At 43.8% G+C, this 26,518-nt stretch carries 22 protein-coding genes and 1 pseudogene; 6 read left to right on the top strand and 17 right to left on the bottom strand.

The genetic code is table 11. The features are described from left to right. Positions 1-85 precede the first annotated feature (85 nt). The 4 genes from HQQ92_RS09115 to HQQ92_RS09100 form a co-directional block, all read right to left on the bottom strand. Positions 86-361 carry a hypothetical protein gene (locus tag HQQ92_RS09115; protein WP_028759892.1) on the bottom strand — a complete coding sequence of 92 codons (276 nt, stop codon included), beginning with the start codon at positions 359-361 and terminating at the stop codon, positions 86-88. Next, positions 354-2,342, bottom strand: a complete 1,989-nt coding sequence (locus tag HQQ92_RS09110; protein ID WP_173244770.1) for an ATP-dependent DNA helicase RecQ — start codon at positions 2,340-2,342, stop codon at positions 354-356. Before HQQ92_RS09110 ends, HQQ92_RS09115 begins: the two co-directional genes overlap by 8 nt. A 347-nt stretch (positions 2,343-2,689) precedes the next feature. Further along, positions 2,690-3,028: a hypothetical protein gene (locus HQQ92_RS09105; protein ID WP_105252539.1), complete on the bottom strand. Its 339-nt coding sequence runs from the start codon at positions 3,026-3,028 to the stop codon at positions 2,690-2,692. A gap of 167 nt (positions 3,029-3,195) precedes the next feature. Then, on the bottom strand, positions 3,196-3,723 hold the full coding sequence (locus HQQ92_RS09100; RefSeq protein ID WP_173244767.1) for a hypothetical protein: 528 nt from the start codon (positions 3,721-3,723) through the stop codon (positions 3,196-3,198). Between the two features lie 590 nt (positions 3,724-4,313). Here HQQ92_RS09100 and HQQ92_RS09095 point away from each other — a divergent pair. Together HQQ92_RS09095 and HQQ92_RS09090 are read left to right on the top strand one after the other, a co-directional pair. Beyond that, complete coding sequence (locus HQQ92_RS09095; protein WP_173244764.1) at positions 4,314-5,429, top strand: tyrosine-type recombinase/integrase; 1,116 nt, start codon at positions 4,314-4,316, stop codon at positions 5,427-5,429. A 421-nt stretch (positions 5,430-5,850) separates the two neighbouring features. Further along, positions 5,851-7,908 (top strand): PhoX family phosphatase, encoded by a 2,058-nt coding sequence (locus HQQ92_RS09090; RefSeq protein ID WP_173244761.1) that lies wholly within the window; start codon positions 5,851-5,853, stop codon positions 7,906-7,908. 148 nt (positions 7,909-8,056) lie between these two features. Here HQQ92_RS09090 and HQQ92_RS09085 read toward each other — a convergent pair whose 3' ends face one another. Beyond that, on the bottom strand, positions 8,057-8,821 hold the full coding sequence (locus HQQ92_RS09085; RefSeq protein ID WP_028759886.1) for a tRNA-uridine aminocarboxypropyltransferase: 765 nt from the start codon (positions 8,819-8,821) through the stop codon (positions 8,057-8,059). Between the two features lie 398 nt (positions 8,822-9,219). Between HQQ92_RS09085 and ampC the strand changes: the two genes are divergently transcribed. Together ampC and emrD are read left to right on the top strand one after the other, a co-directional pair. Next, a complete protein-coding gene (ampC, locus tag HQQ92_RS09080) occupies positions 9,220-10,404 on the top strand; it encodes a class C beta-lactamase (protein ID WP_173244758.1) in 1,185 nt (394 codons plus the stop codon). A 399-nt stretch (positions 10,405-10,803) separates the two neighbouring features. Beyond that, on the top strand, positions 10,804-12,036 hold the full coding sequence (emrD, locus tag HQQ92_RS09075) for a multidrug efflux MFS transporter EmrD (protein ID WP_028759884.1): 1,233 nt from the start codon (positions 10,804-10,806) through the stop codon (positions 12,034-12,036). A 153-nt stretch (positions 12,037-12,189) separates the two neighbouring features. Here emrD and pssA read toward each other — a convergent pair whose 3' ends face one another. Together pssA and HQQ92_RS09065 are read right to left on the bottom strand one after the other, a co-directional pair. After that, entirely contained in the window at positions 12,190-13,503 is a 1,314-nt protein-coding gene (gene pssA, locus HQQ92_RS09070; protein WP_028759883.1) for a CDP-diacylglycerol--serine O-phosphatidyltransferase, read from the bottom strand. 11 nt (positions 13,504-13,514) lie between these two features. Continuing rightward, a complete protein-coding gene (locus tag HQQ92_RS09065; protein ID WP_028759882.1) occupies positions 13,515-13,847 on the bottom strand; it encodes a DUF1904 domain-containing protein in 333 nt (110 codons plus the stop codon). Between the two features lie 429 nt (positions 13,848-14,276). Between HQQ92_RS09065 and HQQ92_RS09060 the strand changes: the two genes are divergently transcribed. Next, on the top strand, positions 14,277-14,453 hold the full coding sequence (locus tag HQQ92_RS09060) for a hypothetical protein (protein ID WP_006081710.1): 177 nt from the start codon (positions 14,277-14,279) through the stop codon (positions 14,451-14,453). 59 nt (positions 14,454-14,512) lie between these two features. Further along, positions 14,513-16,006, top strand: a complete 1,494-nt coding sequence (dacB, locus tag HQQ92_RS09055) for a D-alanyl-D-alanine carboxypeptidase/D-alanyl-D-alanine-endopeptidase (RefSeq protein ID WP_173244755.1) — start codon at positions 14,513-14,515, stop codon at positions 16,004-16,006. Positions 16,007-16,107: 101 nt separating this feature from the next. Here dacB and HQQ92_RS09050 read toward each other — a convergent pair whose 3' ends face one another. The 10 genes and pseudogenes from HQQ92_RS09050 to aroA all read right to left on the bottom strand — a co-directional run bounded on the left by HQQ92_RS09050 (position 16,108) and on the right by aroA (position 26,310). Further along, positions 16,108-17,865 carry an acyl-CoA dehydrogenase family protein gene (locus HQQ92_RS09050; protein WP_173244752.1) on the bottom strand — a complete coding sequence of 586 codons (1,758 nt, stop codon included), beginning with the start codon at positions 17,863-17,865 and terminating at the stop codon, positions 16,108-16,110. A gap of 229 nt (positions 17,866-18,094) precedes the next feature. After that, positions 18,095-18,637, bottom strand: a complete 543-nt coding sequence (locus HQQ92_RS09045; RefSeq protein WP_006086757.1) for a DUF2058 domain-containing protein — start codon at positions 18,635-18,637, stop codon at positions 18,095-18,097. A gap of 70 nt (positions 18,638-18,707) precedes the next feature. Further along, positions 18,708-19,529 carry an SDR family oxidoreductase gene (locus HQQ92_RS09040; protein WP_028759878.1) on the bottom strand — a complete coding sequence of 274 codons (822 nt, stop codon included), beginning with the start codon at positions 19,527-19,529 and terminating at the stop codon, positions 18,708-18,710. Between the two features lie 185 nt (positions 19,530-19,714). After that, a complete protein-coding gene (gene pyrF, locus HQQ92_RS09035) occupies positions 19,715-20,410 on the bottom strand; it encodes an orotidine-5'-phosphate decarboxylase (protein ID WP_173248631.1) in 696 nt (231 codons plus the stop codon). Positions 20,411-20,455: 45 nt separating this feature from the next. After that, complete coding sequence (lapB, locus tag HQQ92_RS09030; RefSeq protein ID WP_113940394.1) at positions 20,456-21,616, bottom strand: lipopolysaccharide assembly protein LapB; 1,161 nt, start codon at positions 21,614-21,616, stop codon at positions 20,456-20,458. A 1-nt stretch (position 21,617) separates the two neighbouring features. Next, entirely contained in the window at positions 21,618-21,893 is a 276-nt protein-coding gene (locus HQQ92_RS09025) for a LapA family protein (RefSeq protein ID WP_028759876.1), read from the bottom strand. A gap of 122 nt (positions 21,894-22,015) precedes the next feature. Then, a complete protein-coding gene (ihfB, locus tag HQQ92_RS09020) occupies positions 22,016-22,303 on the bottom strand; it encodes an integration host factor subunit beta (RefSeq protein ID WP_006081718.1) in 288 nt (95 codons plus the stop codon). Between the two features lie 73 nt (positions 22,304-22,376). Next, positions 22,377-24,047: pseudogene (rpsA, locus tag HQQ92_RS09015) on the bottom strand (30S ribosomal protein S1); the annotation flags it as partial. Between the two features lie 99 nt (positions 24,048-24,146). Next, complete coding sequence (gene cmk / locus HQQ92_RS09010; protein WP_168827070.1) at positions 24,147-24,839, bottom strand: (d)CMP kinase; 693 nt, start codon at positions 24,837-24,839, stop codon at positions 24,147-24,149. Between the two features lie 190 nt (positions 24,840-25,029). Next, a complete protein-coding gene (gene aroA / locus HQQ92_RS09005) occupies positions 25,030-26,310 on the bottom strand; it encodes a 3-phosphoshikimate 1-carboxyvinyltransferase (RefSeq protein WP_173244749.1) in 1,281 nt (426 codons plus the stop codon). Positions 26,311-26,518 lie beyond the last annotated feature (208 nt).

Below are 26,518 nucleotides of genomic sequence, written 5' to 3'. Positions count from 1 at the left end.
TAGCCGAATTTAACTCTTGCGTCATCAATCAAATGCGCTTCGAGTCTTTGCTGATTGATAAAAGCAAAGACTCGAAGCGCATTAACTAGAATCGTTTAATTCTAACGACTTGCATAATTTCTATTTCAAAACCTGCCACAGTTTCTGTCTCTGGGTAATAGATGACATTGATCTTTTGCCCTTGCAGATTACGATACTTTTTGACCCGTCTAAATTTAAACGGCACGTCACAATCTTCAATCATAACAGTATGTTGTATCCACTCCGCTTTTTCCCTTTGCATATGCGAAACCACAGTCACACCTTCAGAGTGAACCAAATGTTCATGGGTGGCTAACATCTTTTTTACGGCCTTATTCATGTTCAACTCTTTTATCATCTAGTTGCGACAACAGTGACTCAACTTTCTGTTTAATTTCAGCATATCTCAATTTTTCACAGCGGCCGAAACCACTCAACTTACGCACTTGAAAACGACTCACCAAAGGAACTGACATGCCAGCAAGGCAACGACAATAGGTATCAAGTGATAAAGCATCTATGCCTTTGGCCGTTAAATGGTGCTTCAACTCATGTAAATCAGCCAACATCTGCTGATCTGTCGGCCAAGTCGGTTCCGTCGAATAACTCAACTTAGCAAAATTGCCGCGGCAGACACTGCAATGACCGCAGAAAGCCGGCGTCTCATTATCATCAAAATAACGGGATAAATTGTGGCTTAAGCACGTCTCAAGTTCAAAAAAGCGGACTAACTGCGCTATTCGCGCAATTTCTTTCTGCTCTTTATCAATAAAATAATGGTACAGCTCATCGATGAGTTCCGGACGCGCTAATGCGGCAACATCCACCCGATAAACATCAGTAATTCGTTTGGTTTCTAATTCAATCAACTGATGTTCAGCTAAATATTCCAGCGCGGCCAACACGCGACTGCGTTCATGGCCCGTTGCACTGTACAAGGCATCAAAATCTAATGCGCCCCATATTTTCTTCATCTGCGTATGATTAAAAATTTGCGTCAAAAAGGCCTGCCGCTCTGGATTAAAGCGGCTCAGAATGACATGTTTATCCACTAAAAATTTGTAATTAACATCGGCGTAGTAAGCAAATAACGGCTTAACCACACCTAGAATTTCTAGCTGCACAAGTAACGTTTTTAACGGCAACTGGCGAATATTACTCGCCGTCGACACGCCATTAAGCTGACATTCCCACTGACCAGAATCTTGTTCAAGTCGAATTGCTTCAATGACTTGCGCTATACCTTCTCGCTCAGGCGTATCGCCATACACAAAATTTTCAACGGTATTGAGTCCGTCAAGATTGGCTAAAGTCACACAATGGGATAATGCACCATCACGCCCTGCTCTGCCGATTTCTTGACTGTAGTTTTCAATGGATTTAGGCAAATCATAGTGGATCACAAAACGGATATTGCTCTTATCGATTCCCATACCAAAGGCGATGGTAGCTACCACCACTTGCAGCTTATCCTGCATAAAATCATTTTGAATTTGTTGACGTTTTTCATCTTCAAATCCAGCATGATAGGCACTGGCGACTATGCCTTGTTGGCTCAAGAGTCGTGCGACTATTTCGGCGGTTTGCTGTAACGTCACATACACAATACCAGCACCTGAGAATGATGTTATCTGCTTAACCAGTAAGGCATTTTTCTCTTGAGTCGACACGGGCAGAACAGTCAAATCTAAATTGGGTCGATAAAATCCTGTTTGTACTATGTGTTCGGGCGCGATATCGAAGCGCTTGGCCATATCCAGTTTCACTTTACGTGTCGCAGTGGCCGTTAGTAACAATACCAGCGGGATCTCAAGCTCGCGCCGATAATCAGGTAATTTAAGATAATCAGGCCGAAAATTGTGACCCCATTCTGAAATACAATGTGCCTCATCTACGACCAGCATAGACAACGGAACCGACTGAATAAACTGCCTAAAGCGTTCATTTTTGAAACGTTCCACCGACACCATTAAAATTTTCAGTTTGCCAGAGCGCGCATCTGTCATCACTTGCTGACTCTGCTCGGCGCTTAAGGTTGAATCTATGCTGGCCGCATGAATTCCCTTAGATTGCAAAAATTCCAGCTGATCTTTCATCAAGGCGAGTAAAGGCGAAATCACTAAACTCAAATGGGGTAACTGCAATGCTGTAAATTGATAACAAAGGGATTTACCAGAACCTGTCGGGAAAATCGCTAAACTCGACTTCCCTGCTAACAGTTGTGTTATCGTTTGCGCTTGACCAGGGCGAAATTCAGAAAACCCGAAATCCTGCTGCAATAAACTAACGTATGGATTGGTTTCCGGAATGGGATTGAACATCAACCGTCCTTTACACTTATCCTTACCACCCACAAAATTCGGGTATACCGCAAGAAAAAGATTCAGCATTAAGTGAGTCGACTAGTCTAGCAAATTTTGACGTACTTTACGGAGTTAATTAGCAACAACTGAGTTTTCAAGCCAACTTAACTGCTCATCAGGAGCGTAATTATAGGTGCGGATTTCATTGAAACACAATGATTAATATACAATTAATTTACTTTTTTAGTCAGCAATTAAATATGAAAATAAAACCGATTTGTAAAAATTCGATCCAATATCTCCTATAAAAAAACAAGACGTCAGATGAATCTCAGCAAAAAATACATCTCCGATAAATTGAGCATTTAAGGTTTTCTAGCAAGATATAGATTGATCAGCGACGTCAGTTTGTCCTGAAATCTTTCTTCAAAACCATCAATGTCACGGCCTATAGAGACTAAATATTTAGTTGCCTGCTCACGCGAAAGCAGCTTATTTGCAAGACTATATTGCATCTCTTCTAAGGTTTTATCATATCTTGGGATCAATACCCAAGTGCCAACATCGACGTCAAAATGTTGCATCGCTTTCTGGGCTAAAGCACAAAAAGCCTCAATATGATCTACGCCATCAGGTCCGAGACAGCCAGGTTCAATTCGGCATAAAACCGCAATTTTCCTATCGTTTGCAATACTTAAACTCATCTCTAATGCCCCGCGTTATCTAGTCGTAAACATAAGATCTTAACAGTAATTTTACGTGTCTGCACAGATAAGTCACGGCTAACTTACCCTTATTAGATAATCCATTTTAGGCAATAGAACAACTGTAAAATCATATTCTTCAAAACATAGAGCCGCGTTTTTTTGTTCTATTCATCAACAATATCGTCTACAACATCCTCATCAGTATGCTGTAAAACATTAAGCGAAATATTTTCATTATGCTCTGACAATAGGGTATCAATGGCTTGGTCAAAACTGTCTAACTTTTGAGTTTCCATATAACGTTTTAACCTCAAAATAATATCCCTGCTCAGCTCAATATGAGACTTTTTTTGTCGTTTTTTTATTTGAGATAATTCTTTGCGAACCATACGCCAGCCAAAATCAGTAAAATACTGATTGAGCATTTTGTTTACATTAGTAAGCTCGTTGTCGATCCGCAGTGCCTTTTTGCGTAATCGGACTAATTCATTTAGTTGTGTCACCAACTTAGTATAGAAAACCGTTTGTAACTCAGCGTCACAAAACCAATCCGGTTTAGATGCCACAGCTTCAGGATTGATAAGGCGATAAATTAAGGGTAAGGCAAAAATTAATTCTGCTTCCTCAAGCAATAATAATTTTCTCCCTGCTGTTGGTTTGTCTTGTTGATATATCCAGGCTTGCGGTTCCATAAATACGTTTCTTTAGCTAAGCATGCGTTTAATGCGGATGAAATAAATGGGACCTCATGCTAGTACAAATCGATAAGTATTAATATATGGTTCAACCATTTTATTGACTGGGAATCGATCCCTTATGCTTCATTTTGCCTTTGGCAGAAATAGCTCAACTCATAACAGGCTAAGAACCCGATAAGCGGTTGTCGTTATTAGCTTAAATTTCACCCAACACGCAAGCCTAGTTTAGCGGCATTCCATTCAAGAAAACCAATAAAATGGTTAAACCATTCTTTAAAATTATGCATCTGTGACTAACTAAGTTCGAAACCACTGCATAGAGAAAGTACGAATTTCATACTATCATTGCCTTTAATTTTATATCCGCTTAATTAATCGCCATTGTTAGAATAGGTTTATCTTGGCTATTTTTTAAACTAAAAAAACCAACTAAATGCTATTTAATGCGCCCTATTCCGATAACAGAAGTTTATTTGAACAAATAAGCACTCTACCAGTGATAATGACGATTATCACTGGTAGATGTAGGTGTGATTTGCGTATAATTACGCCTTCTTAATTCGATATCAGGTCACTTCAACGGCATGTCTAAAATGATCCGGACAAATAGTAATGCTCAAAATAACACCAATGTAACGAATGAAAAAGTGACAGGATCAGAGCATCACAATAATAACTGTGCTGAACAGCCACGTTTTTTTGAAGAGACTTTCCTGCCACAATCTGTTCGAAGTGATTATTTAAGTGCTGCCGAAGAAACTGAATATGAAATTTCAGCCAACACCCGCCGTGTTTATAATACGAGCTTTAGTCTATTTAGCCGTTATTGTGCCGAACACCAACTGCAGGCCCTGCCCGCAGATCCAAGAAGCGTAATTTCATTTATTGGTCATCAAAAAGAACTGATCCAAGAAAGCACTGGCGTTCAACTTTCAAAGCAAACATTAACCACAAGGTTGGCAGCCATTCGCTACCATCATATTCAAGCAGGATTCCACTCGCCTACCGAACATACACTGGTGATCAGAGTGATGCGTGGCTTGAGCAGAAATCAATCTCGCCATGTGAGTGATTATGATCAACAACCGATTATGTATGATGAAGTGGAAATGCTCATTCAAGCTATCGATGAACAAGTGCAGCCATTAACCCGAGCAAGAGACAAAGCCATTATTCAGTTAGGATTACAAGGTGGGTTTCGCCGTTCTGAACTTGCAGATATAAAAGTTCAATATGTCAGTTTTTTACGCAATAAGCTAAAAGTGCGCCTACCTTATTCGAAGAGTAATCAGCAAGGTCAACGGGAATGGAAAGACCTACCGGATCATGAACCTTTTGCAGCACTCAACGCGGTAAAAAATTGGTTATCACTAGCCAATATAGAGGATGGACATTTATTTAGATCGCTTTCCCGTGATGGGAAATATTTACGCCCTTATCAAATAGTAGAACATCACTCTGAAGCTAATTCAAGTTTACATAAAAATAGTGGTTTTCTCACGGGAGACGATATTTATCGCATCATTAAAAAATATTGCACAAAAGCGGGCCTACCTGCAAAGTTTTATGGCGCCCACAGTCTGCGTAGTGGTTGTGTCACTCAACTCTATGAAAATGATAAAGATCATTTATACATTATGGCCAGAACTGGCCATACCGATCCGCGCTCACTTCGCCATTATTTAAAACCAAGAGACTAAAACCCAAAAGACTAAACTAGATCATGACTCGGTAAGAATCAGTTAGTTTTTTACCTAAAATAAAATAGCAATTATAACGTTAAAATAAACCTATCATGTTTATGAATAAAAATGATATTCAGTAATTTATATTAAAATTATTTCCAATTTTTAATTTGAAAAATAATTAAAGCAATAATTTCACATTATATATTTTTTATCTTGGATACAAGATTTGACATTATAGCAGAATAAAAATTCTAATTGAGATACTGCGACCTCAGCATCTTAGACCATAGCAAACTGCTGGTTAACATTTTCATAGCATATCGGGTTTATTGCTCACTGCAGTATTATTGTAATATAAAATCATCTTTATTGTCATATTGATACTTTAGCCTTAGTCACGAAATTTAATCCATCGTACTAGCCGGAGTAATATATGAGTAAGGCCACCTTTGATCCTACACTTTATAATAAAAGTAATAACGAGCCATTTAACCAAGTGTTGGATAAACATTTATCTCGCCGTAACTTCGTAAAAAGTGGTTTAGGCCTCAGTGCTATGACAGCTTTTGCCAGTGTAGGCTTAACTGCTTGCGGATCAGATGACACACCCGTTACAAAACCTGTTGATCCAGTGACACCTTTGCCACCGACAAAAAGTACCGCCAAGCTAAACTTTACGTCAGTTGCGGGTTCTCGTTTAGATGCCGTCGTTGTGCCAGAAGGCTATACAGCGCAGGTACTTGCACCATGGGGCACGCCATTAAATGCAAAAGCAGCACCATGGAAAAGTGATGGTAGTAACACTGCCGATGACCAAGCGAACTCAGTCGGTATGCACCATGATGGCATGCATTTCTTTCCATTAAATGATTCGGGTAATGACGGTTTACTTTGCATTAACCATGAATACATTGATGAAGTTGCATTACATCCAGCAGGACAAACTTTTGATCCTACTTCAGGTTTGCGCACAATTATCGATGAGGTACGTAAAGAAATCAACGCCCATGGCGTATCGGTTGTACGTATAAAACTGGTTAGTAATCAATGGGAAGTGGTTAGTAATGATAACCATAACCGCCGATTCACCGGTGCGACTGTGATGGATATTAGCGGTCCTCTCGCCTACTCTTCTCTACTCGAAACCCGCTATTCTCCCGACGGGAGTCAGGCTCGCGGTACATTAAATAACTGCGGCAATGGTTACACGCCTTGGGGCACTTATTTGACCTGTGAAGAAAACTGGCCAGGCTATTTCGCAAACCGTGGTACGTTAACTGCGGAGCAAAATCGCATTGGGATCAGCAAAACCAGCACACGTTATGGCTGGGATGATCTTGCAGGTCATGATGAGGAACGTCTCGATGAATTCGCGCGTTTTGATGTCACGCCAAAAGGTGCAAGTGCTCAAGATGACTATCGTAATGAAGCGAATGGTCACGGTTATATTGTTGAAATTGACCCTTTCAATCCAACATCGCGCGCAGTAAAACGTACCGCGCTTGGTCGTTTCCGCCATGAAGGTTGTACCTTTGGCAAGTTAACCGAAGGTAAGCCAGTAATATTCTATTCTGGCCACGATTCACAATTCGAATACCTCTATAAATTTGTCTCGGCCGCGGCGTGGGATGCAAAAGATGCTGACAGCAGCAATCGCATACAAACTGGCGATAAGTATATGAATGAAGGTACTTTATATGCAGCTAAGTTTAATGCAAATGGTGGTGGTGTTTGGTTGCCTTTAACCTTAGATAGCCAGACTACGGACGGAAAAAACCTAGGCAATACTTTCGCTAGCTTAGCCGAGATTATTTTGAACACCGCAGGCGCAGCGGATCTTGTTGGTGCAACACCTATGGATCGCCCTGAATGGTGTGCTGTCGATCCTTTCACAGGTTCAATTTATTTGACCCTGACCAACAACTCAAAACGAACTGAAACCAATCCAGCGAACCCTAGATTGAAAAACCACTTTGGCCATATTATTCGTTGGGATGAAAGTGACAAAGATACTGAATTTACATGGGATATCTTCGTATTTGGAGCACCAAGTGATGGTAACGCAGAGACAAACTTATCAGGCTTAACAGATCTTAACCAATTTGCCAGCCCAGACGGTTTAGCCTTCGATCAACGCGGTATTTTGTGGGTTCAAACCGACAATGGAGCCAAGGAGGTCGCAGAAGAAACCAACGATCAGATGCTAGCGATAGTGCCTTCAACGCTTGTTGATGGCCAAGAGAAACAGCTAGGTGTAACGGCTGATAACCAAATGGAATTAAAGCGTTTCTTCGTTGGACCAAACGACTGTGAGGTTACGGGTTTTGCTATTAGCCCTGATTATACTTCTGTTTTTGCTAACATTCAGCATCCCGGTAATTGGCCTTATTCGTCCAATGCCGCTGAAAAAACGCCTGCGGGCACGACATTACGCCCTCGCGCCGCTACGGTCGTTATCCGTAAGTTAGATGGTAAAGAAGTCGCGGTATAAACAATTATGCTTGTGCGAGGTATCTTCTTAAATATGAAGTTCCTATAAGTTAATTGCTACACATAAAAAATCCCCTCACTGTAGGGGATTTATTATTTAAGAAGATAGTTAACTAGCCTTTTTCAAAATAGATTAAATCCAACATCAATTAACTCTTACTACGACTTGCTTGTTCAAAGGCCAGTTCAAAAGCATCGGTAAAATCTGTGATTGGCAGAAGGTCCTCACGGCAACGGCGATTGCGGCCAAGTAAGGAAGATTCAACAAACAAATCAAACCAAGTACTTAAGGCTTTGCCATTAGCCGCTTCGCCAATCGCTCCTAAAGCCAATGATGCCACCTCGGCGGTGCCAAGTTGAAAATCATGACTACCTTTACGCAATGCATAGGTCGCGAGCGTGTCGGGATCGAAGGAAAGCAACGGCAGTGAGTGTAAGTAAGGACTCTTACGGAACATTTTAATCGCTTCACGCCAACTGCCATCAAGCAGAACAAGCAGCGGCCGTTTACCTTCGGCCAATGTCGACATTGGCACTTGGTTCAGTACGGTTTGCCCTTGCTCTGCATACTGGGCAGGAAACACTAAATAGGGTTGATATTGCGGCGAATTCAGCAAAGCAAGCAACTCAGCTTCAGGTTCTGTACGTGACCAAATGTAGGCGTGGGTATCAGGAATAAGATCCGCTATGAGTCGTCCGCTATTAGTCGGCTTTAACACCTCATCGTTATACATAATCAGCAGGAAACTGGCGTGAGTATCTAACTGACGGCGTAGCGCACAGGTACAGAACTGCTCACCTAAGAGGCATAATGGACAGCGGATCAGTTTTTTACCGCGGGCACCAAAGGGTTTAGTCGAAATAGACTTACGGTACTGATATAAATGGTGCACTGCATGGGGGGCTAAAGCCATAAAAACCAATTCTCTATCAAACTTATTAAGGATCGCGACCACATCAGTTAACACTTTTTTATCGCGGTGGCGCAGTTTATCCCTTGGCCATCAATGGTGCAATCGCGCAATACATTATCGTGATAAAAGGCCGGTGTCAGTGGTTGATAGTTTCATCTGCAGCCTAACGCCAGTGAGATAATTTAAGAGCACAGAGCAACCATCTCTTAAAACATCTGTAATGTATTAATCTGTGTTGCCACTTAGTATGCAACACTAAACCGACCAAATTAACGTTTAACTTACTTATTGGGAGAGTATTGAAACTAAATATCAGTAATGACTTAACTTAGTGTGGAATTGCCCTAATATCATGCGAAAATCTACTCTACAAATACAATCTCAATGAAAGGTCAATTATGCACCCAAAAGCCCCGATCGCTTCTATACCGTTATTAAGCGGCCTACTGCTCACTGCTACGCTATTTTCTAATGTCACTACGGCCCAAACGCTTAATACCAAAGACATCCAGTCAATTGTAGATTCCGCAGTTAAACCACTGATGGCCGAGTATGCTATTCCCGGTGCAGTAATTGGCATCACCATAGAAGGTAAACAGTATTTTTACCAATATGGCGTCAGTTCTAAAACCTCTGGGCAAAGTGTGACTGAAGATACCCTGTTCGAGATTGGCTCTATCAGTAAAACCTTTACCGCAACACTGGCTAACTATGCACAGGGCGAAGGTAAATTAACACTCACGGATATGGCCAGTGATTATGTTCCAGCATTAAAAGGCAGCCATTTTGATAAGATTAGTCTCATCAATTTAGCCACCCACACAGCGGGTGATTTGCCGATGCAAGTTACTGATAAGGTCACTAATAATGCAGAGTTAATGGATTACCTTAAGCATTGGCAACCATCATTTGCCGCGGGGACCCATAGGAATTACGCCAATCCGAATATTGGACTACTTGGCATGATTGCCGCGCAGAGTTTAGGGCAAACGTTTCCACAAGCCCTTGAGCAAACACTATTTCCACAATTGGGTATGACAAACAGCTATCTCAAGGTTCCTAGCAACAAAATGGCCGATTATGCCCAAGGCTATGATAAGCAAGACATGCCAGTGCGAGTCAATCCCGGTGTATTAGCCGATGAAGCCTACGGCGTTAAAACCTCAGCCAAGGATTTACTGCAATTTGTTGAGGCCAATATGCATATACATTCGTTACCCAAACCACTGCAAACGGCACTCGATGAGACCCACACGGGATACTTTGATGTGGGCATGATGACCCAAGATATGATTTGGGAGCATTACTCATATCCTATTGATCTTGATAAAATACTTATGGGCCATACTCAGGAAGTCGTGTTTGGCAGTACACCCGTTAAACCCATAGTGCCGCCCCTCGCGCCGCAGCAAAATGTGTGGATTAATAAAACCGGCTCTACTGGCGGTTTTGCCGCTTATGCAGCATTTATTCCCGCGCAAAAGCTTGGCATAGTATTGTTAAGCAATAAAAATTATCCCGTACCGCCTCGGGTGACTGTGGGGTATCAGATTTTAACGGGCATTGAGAAATTACAAAAATAGCATCTTGCTAGTCGCGACTATTAAAGGAGATAGGCCGATTCGCAATCTCCTTTCTTATTTGTTCCTTTTAGCGTGATTTTTTTAGGGTGGCTTGTATTAAGCACCTTATCCACTTACTTACCTCCAATCTCTTAATAGCCAATATTTTTAAGCAAACTCCCATGTAAGAAAATAGGCAGTGAAGGGTTAATCTGAGTATTAATTCATTTGCAACTCATCGACCTAGTTAACAGACAAATAACCTATCGTAAGTTTAGCTTTACAGCTTAAAATCAGGATAAAAACTTATGCATCGCATTAAAAATTATTTCGTTAAATCAATATGATTGACACTTGAAGTTACGCTTTTAGGGAGTAAGATGCGCGCAAATACCTTAAGTGACCTTTTTCGGAAATATCATGTCAGGCACGCCACATTCTCCTATTCATCACGATGTCGCTCCCGCGGCGAGTCAGTCTAGCCTACTGTTAATGATTGTCTTTATGGTCGCCTGTGGCCAAATGGCGCAGACGATTTTTGTTCCAGCCCTTCCGCAAATCGCACTCGGGCTCCATGTGGACGCCAGCCAACTACAAGCCGTGATGGCCTGTTACTTACTCTCCTACGGGATGTTTCAATTTGTGTATGGCCCAGTGTCAGATCGCGTTGGCCGCAAAATGCCACTCATCGTGGGTATCGCAATTTTCGTTCTAGGCGCTGTATTCGCGGCGAAGGCCACAAGCTTTAACCAACTAATTATGGCAAGCCTTATCCAAGGATTAGGCACAGCCAGCGCAGGCGCATTGTGCCGTAGCATTCCCCGCGATCATTACTTTGGCGACCGACTGGTAAAATTTAATAGCTATGTCTCTATGGCTGTAGTGTTTTTACCTTTGCTTGCACCATTTATCGGCAGCGCCACTGCGGCCTATTTTGGCTGGCAAGCCGTATACTGGGTATTAGCGGTATTCGGTGTCATGGTCTGGCTGTTGTTAATATTCCTCTTTAAAGAGTCTTTACCTAAGGCGCAACGGGAACATCAAGCCGTTTTCAAATCCTATAAGCATGTCCTGCGCCATAGAGCGTTTCGCGCTTATTTATTTTCATTGATCGCCACCTTTGCCGGTATTGCGGCGTTTGAAGCAATTGCTGGTGTACTCTATGGCCAATATCTCGGACTGACACCTTTTATGGTCAGTTGTTATTTTGTTGCGCCAATTCCTGGCTACTTACTGGGGGCACTCATCGCGGGCCGACAGAATAAGCCACAAAGAGTTGTTTACCAAGGTGTTGCGTTACTCGGTGCTGGCGCATTATTTATGTTGATCCCTGGTCTTTTTAATTTAGTGGTTGGCTGGAGTTTACTTATTGGATCAATTTTATTCTTCAGTGGCGCAGGCATGCTGTTCCCTACCCTAACATCTGCTGCGTTAGAGCCATTTCCACGTCAGGCGGGGATTGCGGGCGCATTATTGGGGGGATTACAAAATTTTGGTGCTGGACTTGCCGCATTAACTATGTCTTTAGTGCCTATGGGCGGCCAGTTGAGCATAGGTTTATTAAGTGCTGTAATGGTGGTTTTAGTGATCCTGTCTCTGTATTACGCCAAAGATCAAAATGATACTCACCAGAATTTAATGCCACAGATTTAATGCATATGATTTGAAGCGACAATTCTTGGTTTAAGCTAAATCTATTACCGTCAGTCAATAAAAAGCCCACATTTTTGTGGGCTTTTTAAATCGATAACACACTGTAATAAATCAAAAATATCGATTAATTTATTGCTTCTATAGCTTTAATCGTTACAAAATGCGACGCAGTAAAAAGTCAGCTTTAAGGCGACGAATTCTAGTCATGATCTTCTTCACTGGCGCAGGATAGCTCTGTAAAGTATCCACTTGGCTGTAGTGATATAACCGCTGTGTGTGTTCCAGAATATGTGCCTGCTCGGCTTCAAACTGAGCTTTCCAGCAGCCAATTTCATCTTGGATCAACAAACCATTCTCAAGATCCAGCGCCCAAGCTCTTGGATTCAGATTAGAGCCTGTGATCAAATGCTTATTACCGTCGGCACTGATGCCCTTGAGGTGATAACTGTTGATGCCGTGTTTCCACAGATGGATATTCAACTGACCATTATCAATCGCCCACTGTTGGCGTTTAGCGAACTTACGCAATGATTGCTCATACATATAGGGCAAGGCACCTATGGTCGAGAAATCCTGCTCAGGCGGAATATAAAAATCGTTAGCCGTCTTGTCGCCCACAACGATATCAATACGTTTGCCATTGCGTAAATGCTTCGCTAAAGCGCGCACTAAAATGTACGGCGGATTGAAATAGGGCGTGCAAATAAACAGCGAGTCTTTTGACTCTTCCACCAAGGCGACGACCACTTTATTGAGCAAGTTTTTCTTGCGTCCTAGCCCAAGTAACGGCGTGATGCGATTGCCATCACGGGTCTCCTTAAACTGATACTCAGCATCAGACAGTCTCAGCTTAAAGCTACGCATATCCGTCTTTGGTGGTAGCACTTCTTGCTCAGCATCTTGCGTTAATGAACACACAGCTGGATCAGAAATGATATTTTTCTGGATCATCGCGCGCATACTGCGCGCTAATTCGGCAGACTCAATCAAGTGATAACGATCGAAACGGTACTTATCGTGTTGTTGCAAATAGATATTATTGAGACTGGCACCGCTATAAATCACGGCATCATCGATAATAAATCCCTTAAGATGCAACACACCCATAAATTCACGGGATTTGACGGGTACACCTAAGATATCGATGGGATGTTCGGCTTCAGCCATAACTCTGCGGTACATCAAATAGTTACCGCTATCACCTTTATGGCCAATCAAGCCACGTCTCGCACGGTGAAAATCGACTAACACTTTGATATCAAGCGTTGGATTTGCTGCTTTGGCATCCATGAGGGCTTGTAATATCTCACGACCCGCTTCGTCATCTTCTAAATACAGCGCCGCAATATAAATACTGTGCTTGGCGCTCGCAATACGAGCGAGTAATTCTGCCTTGAAACGGCATGGCGTGAGCAACCACGTTAAAGCCTCGGGTTGAACGGCTATTCCACCAAGCTTATCTAGCAAGGCATCCTCCTTTAAACATGCTGACCACCCCGATAGGAAGCACTGGGGTTCAGTGATAAAAACATCACAGCAATATGTGTTAACTCTGGATAGGCCTCTGTCACTGCCAACCTGATCGTTTGTTCTACTTTAAGATGTATATCAGGGTCCTTAGGGAACCAGAGTAACTCAACTTGGACAAAGCGTTGATCAATTTTTCCATTTCGAAAACTGATGCTTGGGATCCAATCTAATGTGAAACTCTCTGCATTACCTTTACATATATCCGCCAATGACTGCAGTAATGTTTGGCTGAACGCTGCAACGACCGCTTGTGGTAAGCCGCGCATACTAATATGTGGCATGGTTTAGTTGTTACCTAAGAACCTAAAATCGTAAGGGGTAGAAATTACCGACTTCACCTCGTCTCGGCAAGACTTTTCTCCCAAAAGTCTTGTTAAACCTAACGGTTTTGCTGGTAATTTGACCTCACGCGATTTTATTCCACTTCAGTGCACCGATTTACCTAAAAATCTTCTTCATTTATCCTTGCTTGAAATCGCATTTTACGGCGAGTATTCTCGGCATTATTTGCCCGTCCACACAATATTTCGCCCCTAAATAGGGTGATTCTTAACGCTACAAATCAGTCCAAATTTCACTAAACTGCACCCAAAATGTCTGCCAAATCACATAATAATCTTCAAACCCATTTCATTCACCCCGAATCCAGTGATTTAGCGTAAACTAAACCGCCTATTTGCGATTAGACCACACGATACAAGATTAAGACTATGAACAAAAAAATTCTGCTGACGTTAGCACTGACATTGCTGTTTGCTTGGGGTATTTTCCATTTTAAAACCCAGTTAGGGTTACTCATCCTGCCGTTGTTTATTGGGCTGGTATTGTTTGTTACCCTACGTTTATATCGCTTGATGGAAAAGGATGACGGCAGCAGTGAGGATTAACCGCACACAATACCAACCTAATCTTAATGATGTTTTGATAAAAATGGCCAATAGCTAACATGGAAACGTTACTGAAAACCACTCTATATGCCGGCCTGCTCCTAGCCGCAAGTCATAATATGGCCTATGCAGAGCAACATGATTCTAGGCCGATAAGTGCTCAAACCACTTCGCTTAGCCAAGCAATCAGCAAGATCAGCCCTCGACATTCACAAATCGCCTTACTGGCAATGGATATGTCGAACAATCAAGTGATCTATAGCCAACAAGCTGAGACCTTGTTTATTCCAGCCAGTACCCAAAAGCTGCTCACGGCAGTCAGTGCTGTGGCTCAGCTTGGGCCTGATTTTCGTTATGTCACACAATTATGGACAGATGCACCGATACGCAAGGGCCATATCGCAGGCAGTGCTTATCTGCGTTTTAGTGGCGATCCCACGCTGACTCAAGCCGATCTCAAGGCCATTTTTGCCAATCTCGTAAAACAAGGCATTAATCGCATTGATGGACATCTGTATTTGCTCGGCGATAAACAGGAACAATTGCAAGCTCCGGGTTGGGTATGGGATGACTTAGGTATTTGTTTTGCTGCGCCTGTATCTAGCTATATTATCAATCAAAACTGTGTCTATGGTCAGTTTAGCCCAAGCTCTACCAGCAAACCTTCACAGGTAAGTCTGCGTGCAGGAAGTTATGGAGTTAAAATCAGCAGCGATGCGGTGTTTGACCAAAAGGCGAGCCGCGAATTTTGCCAACTTGATATGGTCAGATTAGGTCAAAATAACTACCATTTACGCGGCTGTTACCCTGGCGGTGAGGCGATACCACTGGCGATTGCGGTCAGCGATCCGTTCAAATTTGCCCAAGATAACCTCACCTATCTACTTAAAGGCGAGATGTCTCTTGCGGGTAAAGTACAACTCGGCACTAGCTTACCCCAAAAGGCAAAACTAATTGCCAGCCATAGCTCGGCGCCCTTACCTGAGCTGCTCGAGACTATGCTGCTCAAGTCAGATAATTTGATTGCCGATAGCCTTTTTAAGCAACTTGGTAAAAGTTATTTTAAGACCCAAGGCAGCTTTACCAATGGTGCCGCTGCCATGCAGCGAATTTTAACGAATTTAGGCATAGATTTGAGTAACGCCAATATTGTGGATGGTTCAGGATTGTCACGCTATAACTTACTCAATGCCAAGCAGTTAGCCGCGGTGTTGGCGCTAATCCACCAAGATAGCCGCTTTAGTCCGTTAATCACGAGTCTGCCACAGGCGGGGATCAGCGGCACCTTAAGATATCGTATGGGCTACAACAAGCCGCCGCTTAAACAGCAAATTTTTGCTAAAACAGGCTCGATGCAAGGCGTGTCTAATTTAGCGGGCTTTATCCGTTTGCCCCAGCATAACGATACCCTGTTTGTAATCCTTGAGAATGGCATGAGTCCTGAATTGAAAAATCAGCATAACCCCTCATTCAATGCCGAGTTTCTTAAACAATTGATTTCAGTGCTGCAACCGTCATCAACCACTGCAACTGTAAATACTGCGGCTCACTAGAGTCATTAATTAACTGCTACAGAGTAAAAAAATTGCACAAAAAAGCACTGAGTCATCAGTGCTTTTTCAGTTTTTATCTAAACGAATATACCGAAGCCTTGTTAAAACAACTCCGCAGGCATCGCCATAGTCGTCGCATCACCAGCTCTGACTTGAGCGATATGGTAATCCGCTTTTGGCAATAACTTATCAAAATAGAACTTAGCCAAATAGACTTTCTGCTCGGCAAAAGCTTTATCTTCATGATCCGCGACCTTATCGACCATAGCCAACCAGTAGAAACCATACAGGGTGTAACCAAAGGCATCTAAAAAGTCGACCGCACACGCATTAATAAGTGCAGGCTGAGCCACTTTGCGATCATTAACTGACTCGGCAACGATGACCAAGGCATCTAAACGTGCACATACTGCCGCCACTTTCACCGCATCAACGTGAGTAAATGCGCGCATTTGTGCCTTCAAGTCAGCCACAAATTCATTTAATGCGGCTAAGTTATCGCCAGTGACTTTACGACCGAGGAAATCGATGGCTTGAATGCCATTGGTGCCTTCATAAATCTGAGCGATACGGGTATCACGAACTAATTGCTCAATACCTGTTTCACGAATATAACCATGTCCACCAAAGACTTGTTGCGCCATGATAGTCGCATCTAGACCCCGATCGGTTAAAAATGCTTTCGCCACTGGCGTTAATAAACCCACATAACGCGCCGCTTTAGCCTTAACCTCATCTTGGGCATATTTTGCTAAATCCAGCTGTTGTCCTGTAAACACAGACAAAGCACGGCCCGCTTCTGTCATCGCACGAATGGTCAACAACATACGGCGCACATCGCCATGGACAATAATGGGATCAGAATCACTGCCCGTCGATGAGCCGCCAGCGGCGATGCCTTGATTACGCTCTTTAGCATAATCGGCCGCCATCTGGTACGCCGCCTGCGCACTGCCAAGCCCTTGAATACCAATTGCTAAACGCTCGTAGTTCATCATAGTGAACATGCACACTAGGCCACGATTAGGCTCACCAATCAAGAAACCTTGGGCATTATCAAAATTCATCACACAGGTCGCAGAACCTTTAAGGCCCATCTTATGCTCAATAGACCCCACTGATACACCATTGGCATTGGCTAAGCTGCCATCGGCATTCACCGATATTTTAGGTACAAGGAAGAGTGAAATCCCTTTGCTATCCGGTAGCTTGGCAAGCACTAAGTGGATGACGTTTTCCGTTAAATCATGATCGCCACCCGTAATAAAAATCTTGCTGCCCGTGATGGCATAACTGCCATCATCCTGCAGTAAAGCTCGAGTGCGAATATTACGCAGATCAGAACCCGCTTGCGGCTCCGTCATATCCATAGCGCCCGCCCATTCGCCGGAATATAACTTAGGCAAATAAGCTTGTTTCAATTCTTCACTGCCGTGGGCATTGATACATAAAGCCGCCCCCGCGGTTAACGAGCCATAAAGCGTAAACGCATTACAAGCACTGTAAGCCATTTCGTCAACTAAGATCCCCAGCATCTTCGGCATCCCCATGCCACCAAATTCAGGATCGCCACACAAACCAATCCAACCGCCCTGGGAATACTGCTCATAAACGGCTTTGTAGCCATCAGGGGTAATCACTTGATTTTCTTGATGCAACACGCCCTGCTCATCGCCCGTCCGGTTCAGCGGATGGATCAACTCACAGCTGATCTTGGCTGCTTCTTCCAAAATAGCATTGGCCGTGTCGATATCGACCATTTCTGCAATCTCAGGCAATTGTGCCCAAGTGTTTGGAGCATCAAATACCTGTTCCAGTAGGAAACGCATATCCGTCAACGGGGCTTGGTAAGGATTCATTGGTAGACTCTTAAACGTAGGATTAAAACAGTTGTTTTAATTTATACCAGTTCACTGTAGAAAACAATCTCATTACAAATACAGCCGCGAATAATATAAAAGTATGCGAGTGTGCGAGCTAAGTATAAATTCAACCCATAAAAAAACCCTTAAGCTTGAACTTAAGGGTCTCTATTTTATAAGCTTTAACACAGGGTTGTCGCAGCGTTAGCTCACAGGCTTGTGGCAATTACCACATTAAATCATCAGGAATTGCGTAATCTGCATAGGGATCATCTTCAACGACCACAGCTTTAGATTCATCCTGTTGCCACAGATAACCACACCACTGCGGCACCAGCAGTTTAACTCGCTCGGCTAACTTATGTGGTACTAAGTAACTCTTATCTTCGTAACGCACTATGCCTAACTGCCCTTTAAGCAATTCTGCCTGCAGTTTTTCATCTATGTATAAAGAATAAATTTTATTATCAAGAGTATAGTTAAATTTCACTTCAGCATAAGCTGGGATCTTAATCGCAGACTTAGTGAACTCTGTGATTAAACCGCGCACTTGTCCACGCTCAGATGCCTCAGCAAAACGTTGCTCATTTAGCACTTTATCTTTTTGCGCCTGCAACCGTTTTTGCTCGGCCACTTCTTGCTTAAAAGCACTTGAGCCATCATCAACTCGTGATTTTTTGTCACGGCGTTTTTGAGTCTTAACGTCGCGAACCTTTTGTTTACTGGCAAGCCCTGCTTTGAGTAGCTGCTCTTGTAATGCATTAGCCATGGATCATTACCTACTTAATTTCTATAAAATCAAAGTTCTCGATTTTGAATATCAATAATCTAAAACCAAACTACATTTTTGCGGCCAGTTCGCCAAGCTCTGTCATCGCGATACTGGCGCCGCCAAGTGACCAACCGCCATCAACCGGCAGCACAACTCCCGTAATATAGGAAGCTAATTCAGAGCCTAAGAATAGCGCGGCATTGGCGATATCCTGACCTGCGCCGTTGCGTTTTAGCGGAACGGATTGGGCAACCTTTTGCTGTAATGCGGCGCTGGGTGCAAGGCGATTAAAGCCTTCAGTGTTAGCTATGGGGCCTGGCATAATCGAATTAATTCTCAGCCCCTCACAGCCCCACTCTAACGCTAAAGTTCGCGTCAGCATATCCACACCCGCTTTAGCCGCACACACATGCACTTGCATTGGCATAGCGATCGAAGCCTGCGGCGCCGAAATCTGGATAATATTGCCATTGGGGCGACGCAGCAAAGGATAAGCCTGCTTTAGCACTTGAAAACTGCCGAGCAAATCAATGTCCATCACCGACTTAAAACCATTGGCCGAAAGCTTTGCGGCGCTGGCAGGGAAATTCCCCGCCGCGCCGCTTACCAGCACATCGATAAAACCAAACTCAGAAGCGATTTTATCAAAACCGACTTCAAGGGCGCTAAGATCGCGCACATCAAAACTCACACCCAAATGAATACCGTCAGGATTGGCCTGTTGCAACTGCAATACCGCGGCATCGATTTTATCTTGACTGCGGCTCGCAACGGCCACATTTGCGCCAGCCTGTGCGAACGCAATAGCAATCGCGAGATTTATCCCACTGGTACCACCAACAACGACAACATTCTTACCTTGATAGTTAAACATCGTAGCATTAAACATGGGCGTTCTCCGTGAACAGTGAGATATGCACTCAGGGCGTGATTAATTATTTTATGTTGTCATTCAACATACTATTTCAATTTTTATCCATCATCTCAAGGATACCAACGAGCGATTTCAAGCTTTTTTATTTAAACAACGGTCAAACGACTTTCAAACCGCGCTTTAGACGGCTAGTGTGGCGTCTATGCCAATGATTGGTGAATCGCTTGCAATGCCGCTAACGGATCGGCAGCTTTGGTAATTGGGCGACCAATCACTAAGTAATCAGAACCCGCTGCTATCGCTTGAGGTGGCGTCATCACGCGGTGTTGATCGCCAGCATCACTGCCAACTGGGCGGATCCCCGGTGTCACAAGCTTGAAATCATGACCTAACAGTGATTTCAAGGCAGTCGCTTCTTGGGCGGAACACACCACGCCATCGAGTCCCGCTTGCTGCGTGAGCTTCGCCAAACGTTGCACATGCTCAAACGCAGGCACATTGATGCCGAGTAATTTAAGATCGTCATCACTCATCGAGGTTAATACCGTGACCGCGATCAGCATAGGCGCTTTATCGCCGTATGGCAGTAAGGCTTTTTTAGCCGCTTCCATCATGGCTAAGCCACCGCTGGCATGTACGTTCGTCATCCATACGCCCAGCTCTGCGGCTGCGGCTGCGGCTTTGGCGACAGTATTGGGAATATCGTGAAATTTCAAATCAAGGAATAAATCAAAACCACGATCATGGATATCTTTCACCAGTTGCGGGCCAAACAAGGTAAACATTTCTTTGCCGACTTTAAGGCGGCACATGTTGGGATCGAGTTTTTCTATCAGTTGTAAAGCATGGTTTTTATTATCGTAATCAAGCGCTACGAGGATAGGTTTAGTCGTCATCATCTCTCCAACGGGGTTACACAAACTGTGTATTCTTCTAATAGATTATTCGCCGTCTAGGCCTCGGATCCGTTTAATGCTGCCCCAGTTTTTACAAGAAGGACAATGCCAGTAAAGCGCATGGGAAGGAAAACCACACTCCTTACAACGGTAACTCGGACGGAATTTAATTTGTTGTTCAACGAGCTGCTCTAGCATAGTTAAACTTTGCTTGGCTTGCCCTTCTTCGGCTTGACGCAAATGCATTTGCATCAAGTGCTGAAAACCTTTCATGGTAGGATGGCGATATAACGCATCGAGTACCATGGTCTCTGCCGCTTTAATCTCATCAAGACTTATCATGTGCTGCGCTAAGGCGACCACCACAGAAGCACCGGCGCCATCGGCCATTGCGCCCGCGAGTAATTCTTGAAAACCTTCTTTATCTTGCGTGTCGCGATAAACTTGTTTGGCCGTTGGAATTGCATCGGCAAAAAGCTCGATATCGGCTTTTTTCAATTGCAGCAGCATTTGCTTACACTGGGCATAATCTTGAATATCGAGGAATTTTTTCGCTAGGGTCAATAATGCACGACCGCATTGGGGATCTTGCTTCAGCGCTTGCTGTAGCAGTTTAATTTTCTGCGCATCATCACTGGCTTCATCGGCTAACTGGCAATAGAAATGCGCCGTTAACGGCTTTAAAACTTGCTGACGTTTACGACTCAAACGCTTAGTGATATCAATGGCTTTCTGCCACTCTTTAATCACTTGATAGATAGCAATCAGCTGTGTTTCAGATTCTTCACTGTGATCGTCTTGGCTGACCAAGTTGATAAAGATTTCTTCGGCTCTGTCGTAAAAACCTGCTGCTAGATAATCTTTACCCAGCTCCATCATAGCAATGTCACGCTGCTCATTAGTTAATGTAGGCCGCGCGATTAAATTTTGATGGATACGAATAGAGCGGTCGACCTCTCCTCGCTTACGGAACAGCGAACCGAGTGACAGATGGGTATCGATGGTTTCATCGTCAACATCTAGCATACTGATAAACAAATCGACGGCTTTATCCGATTCGTTCGACAGTAAGAAATTGAGGCCAGTAAAATAATCCCGGCTCAATTGTTTACGTTGATTACTTTGATTCTGCCTTATGCTCCGTCGCCCCATATACCAACCATAGGCGGCAGCAATGGGAAGCAACAGAAAGAGGATCTCAAGCATATTAGGCGTCTACATCCTGAGGGATTTTAGCGATCACTTGATTTAGTTTCTTTTTAGTTGCCGCTAAACTTAATTTCAAGCGAACAATATAGTAGCTAGCAAATAACCAACTCAAAATAAAACCAGCAAAAAAGACAATCGCTAAGACAACAGGTAAACGATATTCACCCTGTGCGACAAAATAGCTGATGGTCACCACTTGTTCATTACGCGCGCCAAAAATCAACGCCAAAATAAATAACAGTGCCACAAGCACAGTTGCTACAAATGATTTCACGCTGCACTCCCTAAACGCGTTTCAATTTAATGATTATCCAAGAAATTTACTAAGCTGACCAGCATTGCCTTACAATAGATACAAAAAAGCCTCCTAACGGAGGCTTTTTACTATGCGGTCAATCACACATTAACGGCGTCAACACGCTCGCGCAGTTCTTTGCCTGGCTTAAAGTGCGGGACGTATTTACCTTCCAAATCGACTGATGAACCAGTCTTTGGATTACGGCCAGTCCGCGGTGCACGATAGTGAAGCGAGAAACTACCAAAGCCACGGATCTCAATACGATCACCGCTTTCTAATGTTGTTGCCATTTGCTCCAACATTTCTTTGATTGCGCCTTCAACCTCTTTCGCCGACAGCTGCGACTGCCTGGTGGCGAGTTTTTCGATAAGTTCAGATTTCGTCATCCTAGCTATCCCCTATTATCAAGCCAAACACAGTCGCCTAATGGGGAGAGATGTCTCCCCAAACAACAGGCGATTATTTACGAGCTGCTTTAAACGCTTCAGCCATTGCATTGCTAATAACAGCGTCATCTTGTTTGTTCAGAGTCGCCATTACTTCTTTCTCTTCAGCTTCGTCTTTCGCTTTGATTGACAGGCTGATAGAGCGGTTCTTACGGTCAACACCCATGAACTTAGCTTCGATTGCATCACCTACATTATAGACAGTAGATGCATCTTCGATACGCTCACGTGAAATGTCAGCTACACGGATGTAACCTTCAACAGTGTCAGCCAGTTCAACAGTCACACCTTTAGCATCAACAGCAGAAACAGTACCGTTTACGATAGTACCTTTCTTCTTGTCAGCCAAGTATGCGTTGAATGGATCATCTTCAGTTTGCTTAACACCTAAGCTGATGCGCTCACGCTCTGGATCTACAGACAGAACCACTGCATGGATTTCATCGCCTTTCTTGTATTCAGAAACTGCGTCTTCGCCAGTACCGTTCCAAGAAATGTCAGACAGGTGAACTAGACCATCGATACCGCCGTCAAGACCGATAAAGATACCGAAGTCAGTGATTGACTTGATCTTACCAGAAACCTTGTCGCCTTTGTTGTAACGAGTTGCGAAGTCATCCCATGGATTGGTCTTACATTGTTTCAGACCTAGAGAAATACGACGACGCTCTTCATCGATGTCCAGAACCAGAACTTCAACTTCATCACCTAAGTTAACCACTTTAGATGGGTGAATGTTCTTGTTAGTCCAATCCATTTCAGAAACGTGAACCAGACCTTCAACGCCTTCTTCGATTTCTACGAAGCAACCGTAGTCAGTTAGGTTAGTAACGCGACCAGTTAAACGTGTGTTTTCTGGGTAGCGTTTGCTGATTTCTAACCATGGATCTTCGCCAAGTTGTTTCAGACCTAGAGACACACGAGTGCGCTCACGATCGTACTTCAGTACTTTAACGTTGATTTCATCGCCAACATTGACGATTTCTGATGGATGTTTAACACGTTTCCACGCCATATCTGTGATATGTAGCAGACCGTCAACACCACCTAAATCTACGAATGCACCGTAGTCAGTCAGGTTCTTAACGATACCCTTAACTGCTTGACCTTCTTGCAGGTTTTCTAACAGTGCATCACGCTCAGCGCTGCTTTCTGATTCGATAACTGCACGACGAGAAACAACAACGTTGTTACGCTTCTGGTCTAGCTTGATAACTTTGAATTCTAATTCTTTGTACTCTAAGTGAGCGGTGTCGCGAACTGGGCGCACGTCAACTAGAGAACCTGGTAAGAAGGCACGGATACCGTTTAATTCAACAGTGAAACCGCCTTTAACTTTACCATTGATGATACCGATTACAGTTTCAGCATCTTCATAAGCTTTTTCCAGAACGATCCAAGCTTCATGACGTTTCGCTTTTTCGCGAGACAGTTGAGTCTCACCGAAGCCGTCTTCAACAGAGTCAAGAGCTACGTCAACTTCATCGCCAACTTGAATTTCTAAAACGCCTTGAGCGTTTTTGAATTGTTCAGCTGGGATTGGGCTTTCAGACTTCAGACCCGCGTCAACCAGTACCATACCGTTTTTGATTGATACAACAGTACCACGAACGATAGAGCCTGGACGGAATTCCAGAGTTTGAAGGGATTGTTCAAATAGATCAGCAAAAGATTCAGTCATGTTTAGGTTACTTTCTTTATTAAACCACTGTCCGTCCTAGACGTGGAGTCAGTCAAATTATCCGTATCATCCTTAATACGAATACCTATCCGGTGAGCTAACTTAGTTAGTGCCGGATAATTTTTGGTTGATAAAGTTAAGCGCAAGCGCCAGCACTTCATCAATACCCTTACCGCTAGTATCGATAATGAGCGCGTCCTCGGCGGGGACTAAAGGAGCCACCGGACGATTCATATCGCGGTCATCACGTTCGATAATTTCACTTAAAAGGCGCTCGATATTAACATCGAAGCCCTTGTCCTGCAACTGATTATAGCGTCTTTGGGCACGCTCTTCGGCTGAGGCGGTTAAATATAATTTTGCCGGCGCACTTGGGAAAACGACTGTTCCCATGTCACGACCATCGGCAATTAATCCTGGCGCCGTTTTAAAGGCCCGTTGGCGACGTAATAAGGCTTCTCTCACCCGTGGAAAGGCAGCGACTTTTGAAGCGGCATTCGAGCACTCTTGGGTGCGAATGTCGTTGGTGACGTCTTCACCTTCCAATATCACTTGAACCGGATCTTTATCATTGCCTGTTAGAAACTTCACATCCAGATGTGCCGCTAACAACGTGATAGACTCTTCATTTTCCAGTTCAACGTTATGATGAATTGCTGCAAGCGCAAGAACTCGGTAAATGGCACCACTATCAAGTAGTTGCCAACCTAGATGCTGAGCCAATAATTGACTAATTGTACCTTTGCCAGCACCACTTGGGCCGTCGATTGTGACTACAGGAGCCCGTTCAGACATACATTCCTCCGCAAAAAATAACCATCATCCGTGAGTTCATCAAGTGAGCCCCCGAAAATGAGCGCGCCGCATTGTACAACAAAAGACAAACAAAATCCGTGGATTTTTTATGAAGATTTGAAGCCGCACAAATACGGCTTGCTATTCTTGACATCGATGGTTGTAACAATGACGAAACAAACAAACAGACTTAGCCTTGCAGGCTCGCAAACTGCTTAAAGTAGTCAGGGAATGTTTTAGAAGTACAATCTGGATCATTGATGGTGATACCGCAATCGGCAAATGCCAGCATAGAAAAGCACATGGCCATGCGGTGATCATTGTAGGTATCAATTTCAGCGGTGTTAATAACGGCTGGCGGGGTGATTTTAATGTAGTCATTCCCCTCTTCAACCTCGGCGCCCACTTTTCGCAGTTCAGTTGCCATAGCCGCTAACCGGTCGGTTTCTTTAATACGCCAGTTATAGATATTGCGAATAACCGTCGTGCCTTTAGCAAATAATGCGGCCGTTGCAATGGTCATGGCCGCATCGGGAATGTGGTTCATGTCTAAGTCGACGGCTGTTAATTGGGAGCCGCGGGCAATAATATAGTCATCGCCCCACTCGATATCAGCGCCCATTTTTTCGAGCACATCGGCAAATTTTACATCGCCTTGGATACTCAAACGACCCACACCCGTGACTTTGACTTCGCCGCCCTTAATCGCCCCAGCCGCGAGGAAATATGATGCCGATGACGCATCGCCTTCTACCAGTACTTTGCCTGGTGATATATAACGCTGGCCTGCAACAATCTCAAAACGGGCATAGTCATGGTTAATGACTTTAACGCCGAACTGCGCCATCAAGGCGATAGTAATATCGATATAAGGCTTAGAGACTAACTCACCTTTGACATGGATATTGACGCTGCCCTTAGCAAGCGGCGCCACCATCAACAAAGCCGTTAAAAACTGGCTCGATAAATCGCCTGCAATTTCAACATCACCGCCATTAAGGCCAGTGGCATTAATCGTCAGTGGCGGGAAACCGTCATTTTTAAGATAAACAATATTGGCACCGAGTTGCCTTAAGGCATCGACTAAATCGCCAATCGGACGCTCTTCCATACGTGGTTCGCCCGTGAGGGTAAATTCACCTTGGCCTAAGGTTAAGGCGGCGCATAAGGGGCGCATTGCGGTACCCGCATTGCCTAAAAACAATTCCTGCGCGGATGCTGAGGAAATCACACCACCTAAACCATCGAGTTCACACACAGTATTGTTTTGCGATAAACGGTAGTTAACCCCTAACTGTTTGAGGGAGGCCAGCATGTGGCGGATATCATCTGAATCGAGCAGATTGGTGAGCGTGGTCGTACCTTGGGATAAGGTGGCCAATAATAAGGCTCGATTTGAAATACTTTTTGAGCCCGGAATATTGATTTCACCGTGGACTTGCACAACAGGTTCAAGACGTAATTGCTTCATGAATAAATCTTCTTTCTCTATAGGGCGTCATCATCACGATCACGCGGACTGAATACGCAAAATGGCAACTTCACGCTACAGCGCGTCAAGTTAAGATTACAAATAAAAGGAGATTGGGGCCTTGTTGGTGCTTCGTCGTTATAAAATTACCGATTGTCGCTAAGGATTCAACCGTTTTTTCGAGAAAAATGGCATTTTGGTCAGATTA

Origin of the sequence: Shewanella sp. DC2-4 (assembly GCF_013248875.1) — a bacterium.
GTDB lineage: Bacteria > Pseudomonadota > Gammaproteobacteria > Enterobacterales > Shewanellaceae > Shewanella > Shewanella oncorhynchi.
The sequence above is the reverse complement of the archived record's forward strand: the minus strand, read 5'-3'. Positions and strand labels throughout refer to the sequence as shown.

Coding starts and splice junctions, on each gene's coding strand:
- HQQ92_RS09110 (WP_173244770.1), bottom strand. CDS start 2,342: ATGTTCAATCCCATTCCGGAAACCAATCCATACGTTAGTTTATTGCAG.
- HQQ92_RS09045 (WP_006086757.1), bottom strand. CDS start 18,637: ATGGCTAATGCATTACAAGAGCAGCTACTCAAAGCAGGGCTTGCCAGT.
- ampC (WP_173244758.1), top strand. CDS start 9,220: ATGCACCCAAAAGCCCCGATCGCTTCTATACCGTTATTAAGCGGCCTA.
- aroA (WP_173244749.1), bottom strand. CDS start 26,310: ATGAAGCAATTACGTCTTGAACCTGTTGTGCAAGTCCACGGTGAAATC.
- pyrF (WP_173248631.1), bottom strand. CDS start 20,410: ATGACGACTAAACCTATCCTCGTAGCGCTTGATTACGATAATAAAAAC.
- HQQ92_RS09040 (WP_028759878.1), bottom strand. CDS start 19,529: ATGTTTAATGCTACGATGTTTAACTATCAAGGTAAGAATGTTGTCGTT.
- HQQ92_RS09065 (WP_028759882.1), bottom strand. CDS start 13,847: ATGCCACATATTAGTATGCGCGGCTTACCACAAGCGGTCGTTGCAGCG.
- HQQ92_RS09050 (WP_173244752.1), bottom strand. CDS start 17,865: ATGAATCCTTACCAAGCCCCGTTGACGGATATGCGTTTCCTACTGGAA.
- HQQ92_RS09100 (WP_173244767.1), bottom strand. CDS start 3,723: ATGGAACCGCAAGCCTGGATATATCAACAAGACAAACCAACAGCAGGG.
- emrD (WP_028759884.1), top strand. CDS start 10,804: ATGTCAGGCACGCCACATTCTCCTATTCATCACGATGTCGCTCCCGCG.
- ihfB (WP_006081718.1), bottom strand. CDS start 22,303: ATGACGAAATCTGAACTTATCGAAAAACTCGCCACCAGGCAGTCGCAG.
- HQQ92_RS09105 (WP_105252539.1), bottom strand. CDS start 3,028: ATGAGTTTAAGTATTGCAAACGATAGGAAAATTGCGGTTTTATGCCGA.
- HQQ92_RS09095 (WP_173244764.1), top strand. CDS start 4,314: ATGTCTAAAATGATCCGGACAAATAGTAATGCTCAAAATAACACCAAT.
- lapB (WP_113940394.1), bottom strand. CDS start 21,616: ATGCTTGAGATCCTCTTTCTGTTGCTTCCCATTGCTGCCGCCTATGGT.
- HQQ92_RS09115 (WP_028759892.1), bottom strand. CDS start 361: ATGAATAAGGCCGTAAAAAAGATGTTAGCCACCCATGAACATTTGGTT.
- dacB (WP_173244755.1), top strand. CDS start 14,513: ATGGAAACGTTACTGAAAACCACTCTATATGCCGGCCTGCTCCTAGCC.
- HQQ92_RS09090 (WP_173244761.1), top strand. CDS start 5,851: ATGAGTAAGGCCACCTTTGATCCTACACTTTATAATAAAAGTAATAAC.
- HQQ92_RS09085 (WP_028759886.1), bottom strand. CDS start 8,821: ATGGCTTTAGCCCCCCATGCAGTGCACCATTTATATCAGTACCGTAAG.
- cmk (WP_168827070.1), bottom strand. CDS start 24,839: ATGTCTGAACGGGCTCCTGTAGTCACAATCGACGGCCCAAGTGGTGCT.
- HQQ92_RS09060 (WP_006081710.1), top strand. CDS start 14,277: ATGAACAAAAAAATTCTGCTGACGTTAGCACTGACATTGCTGTTTGCT.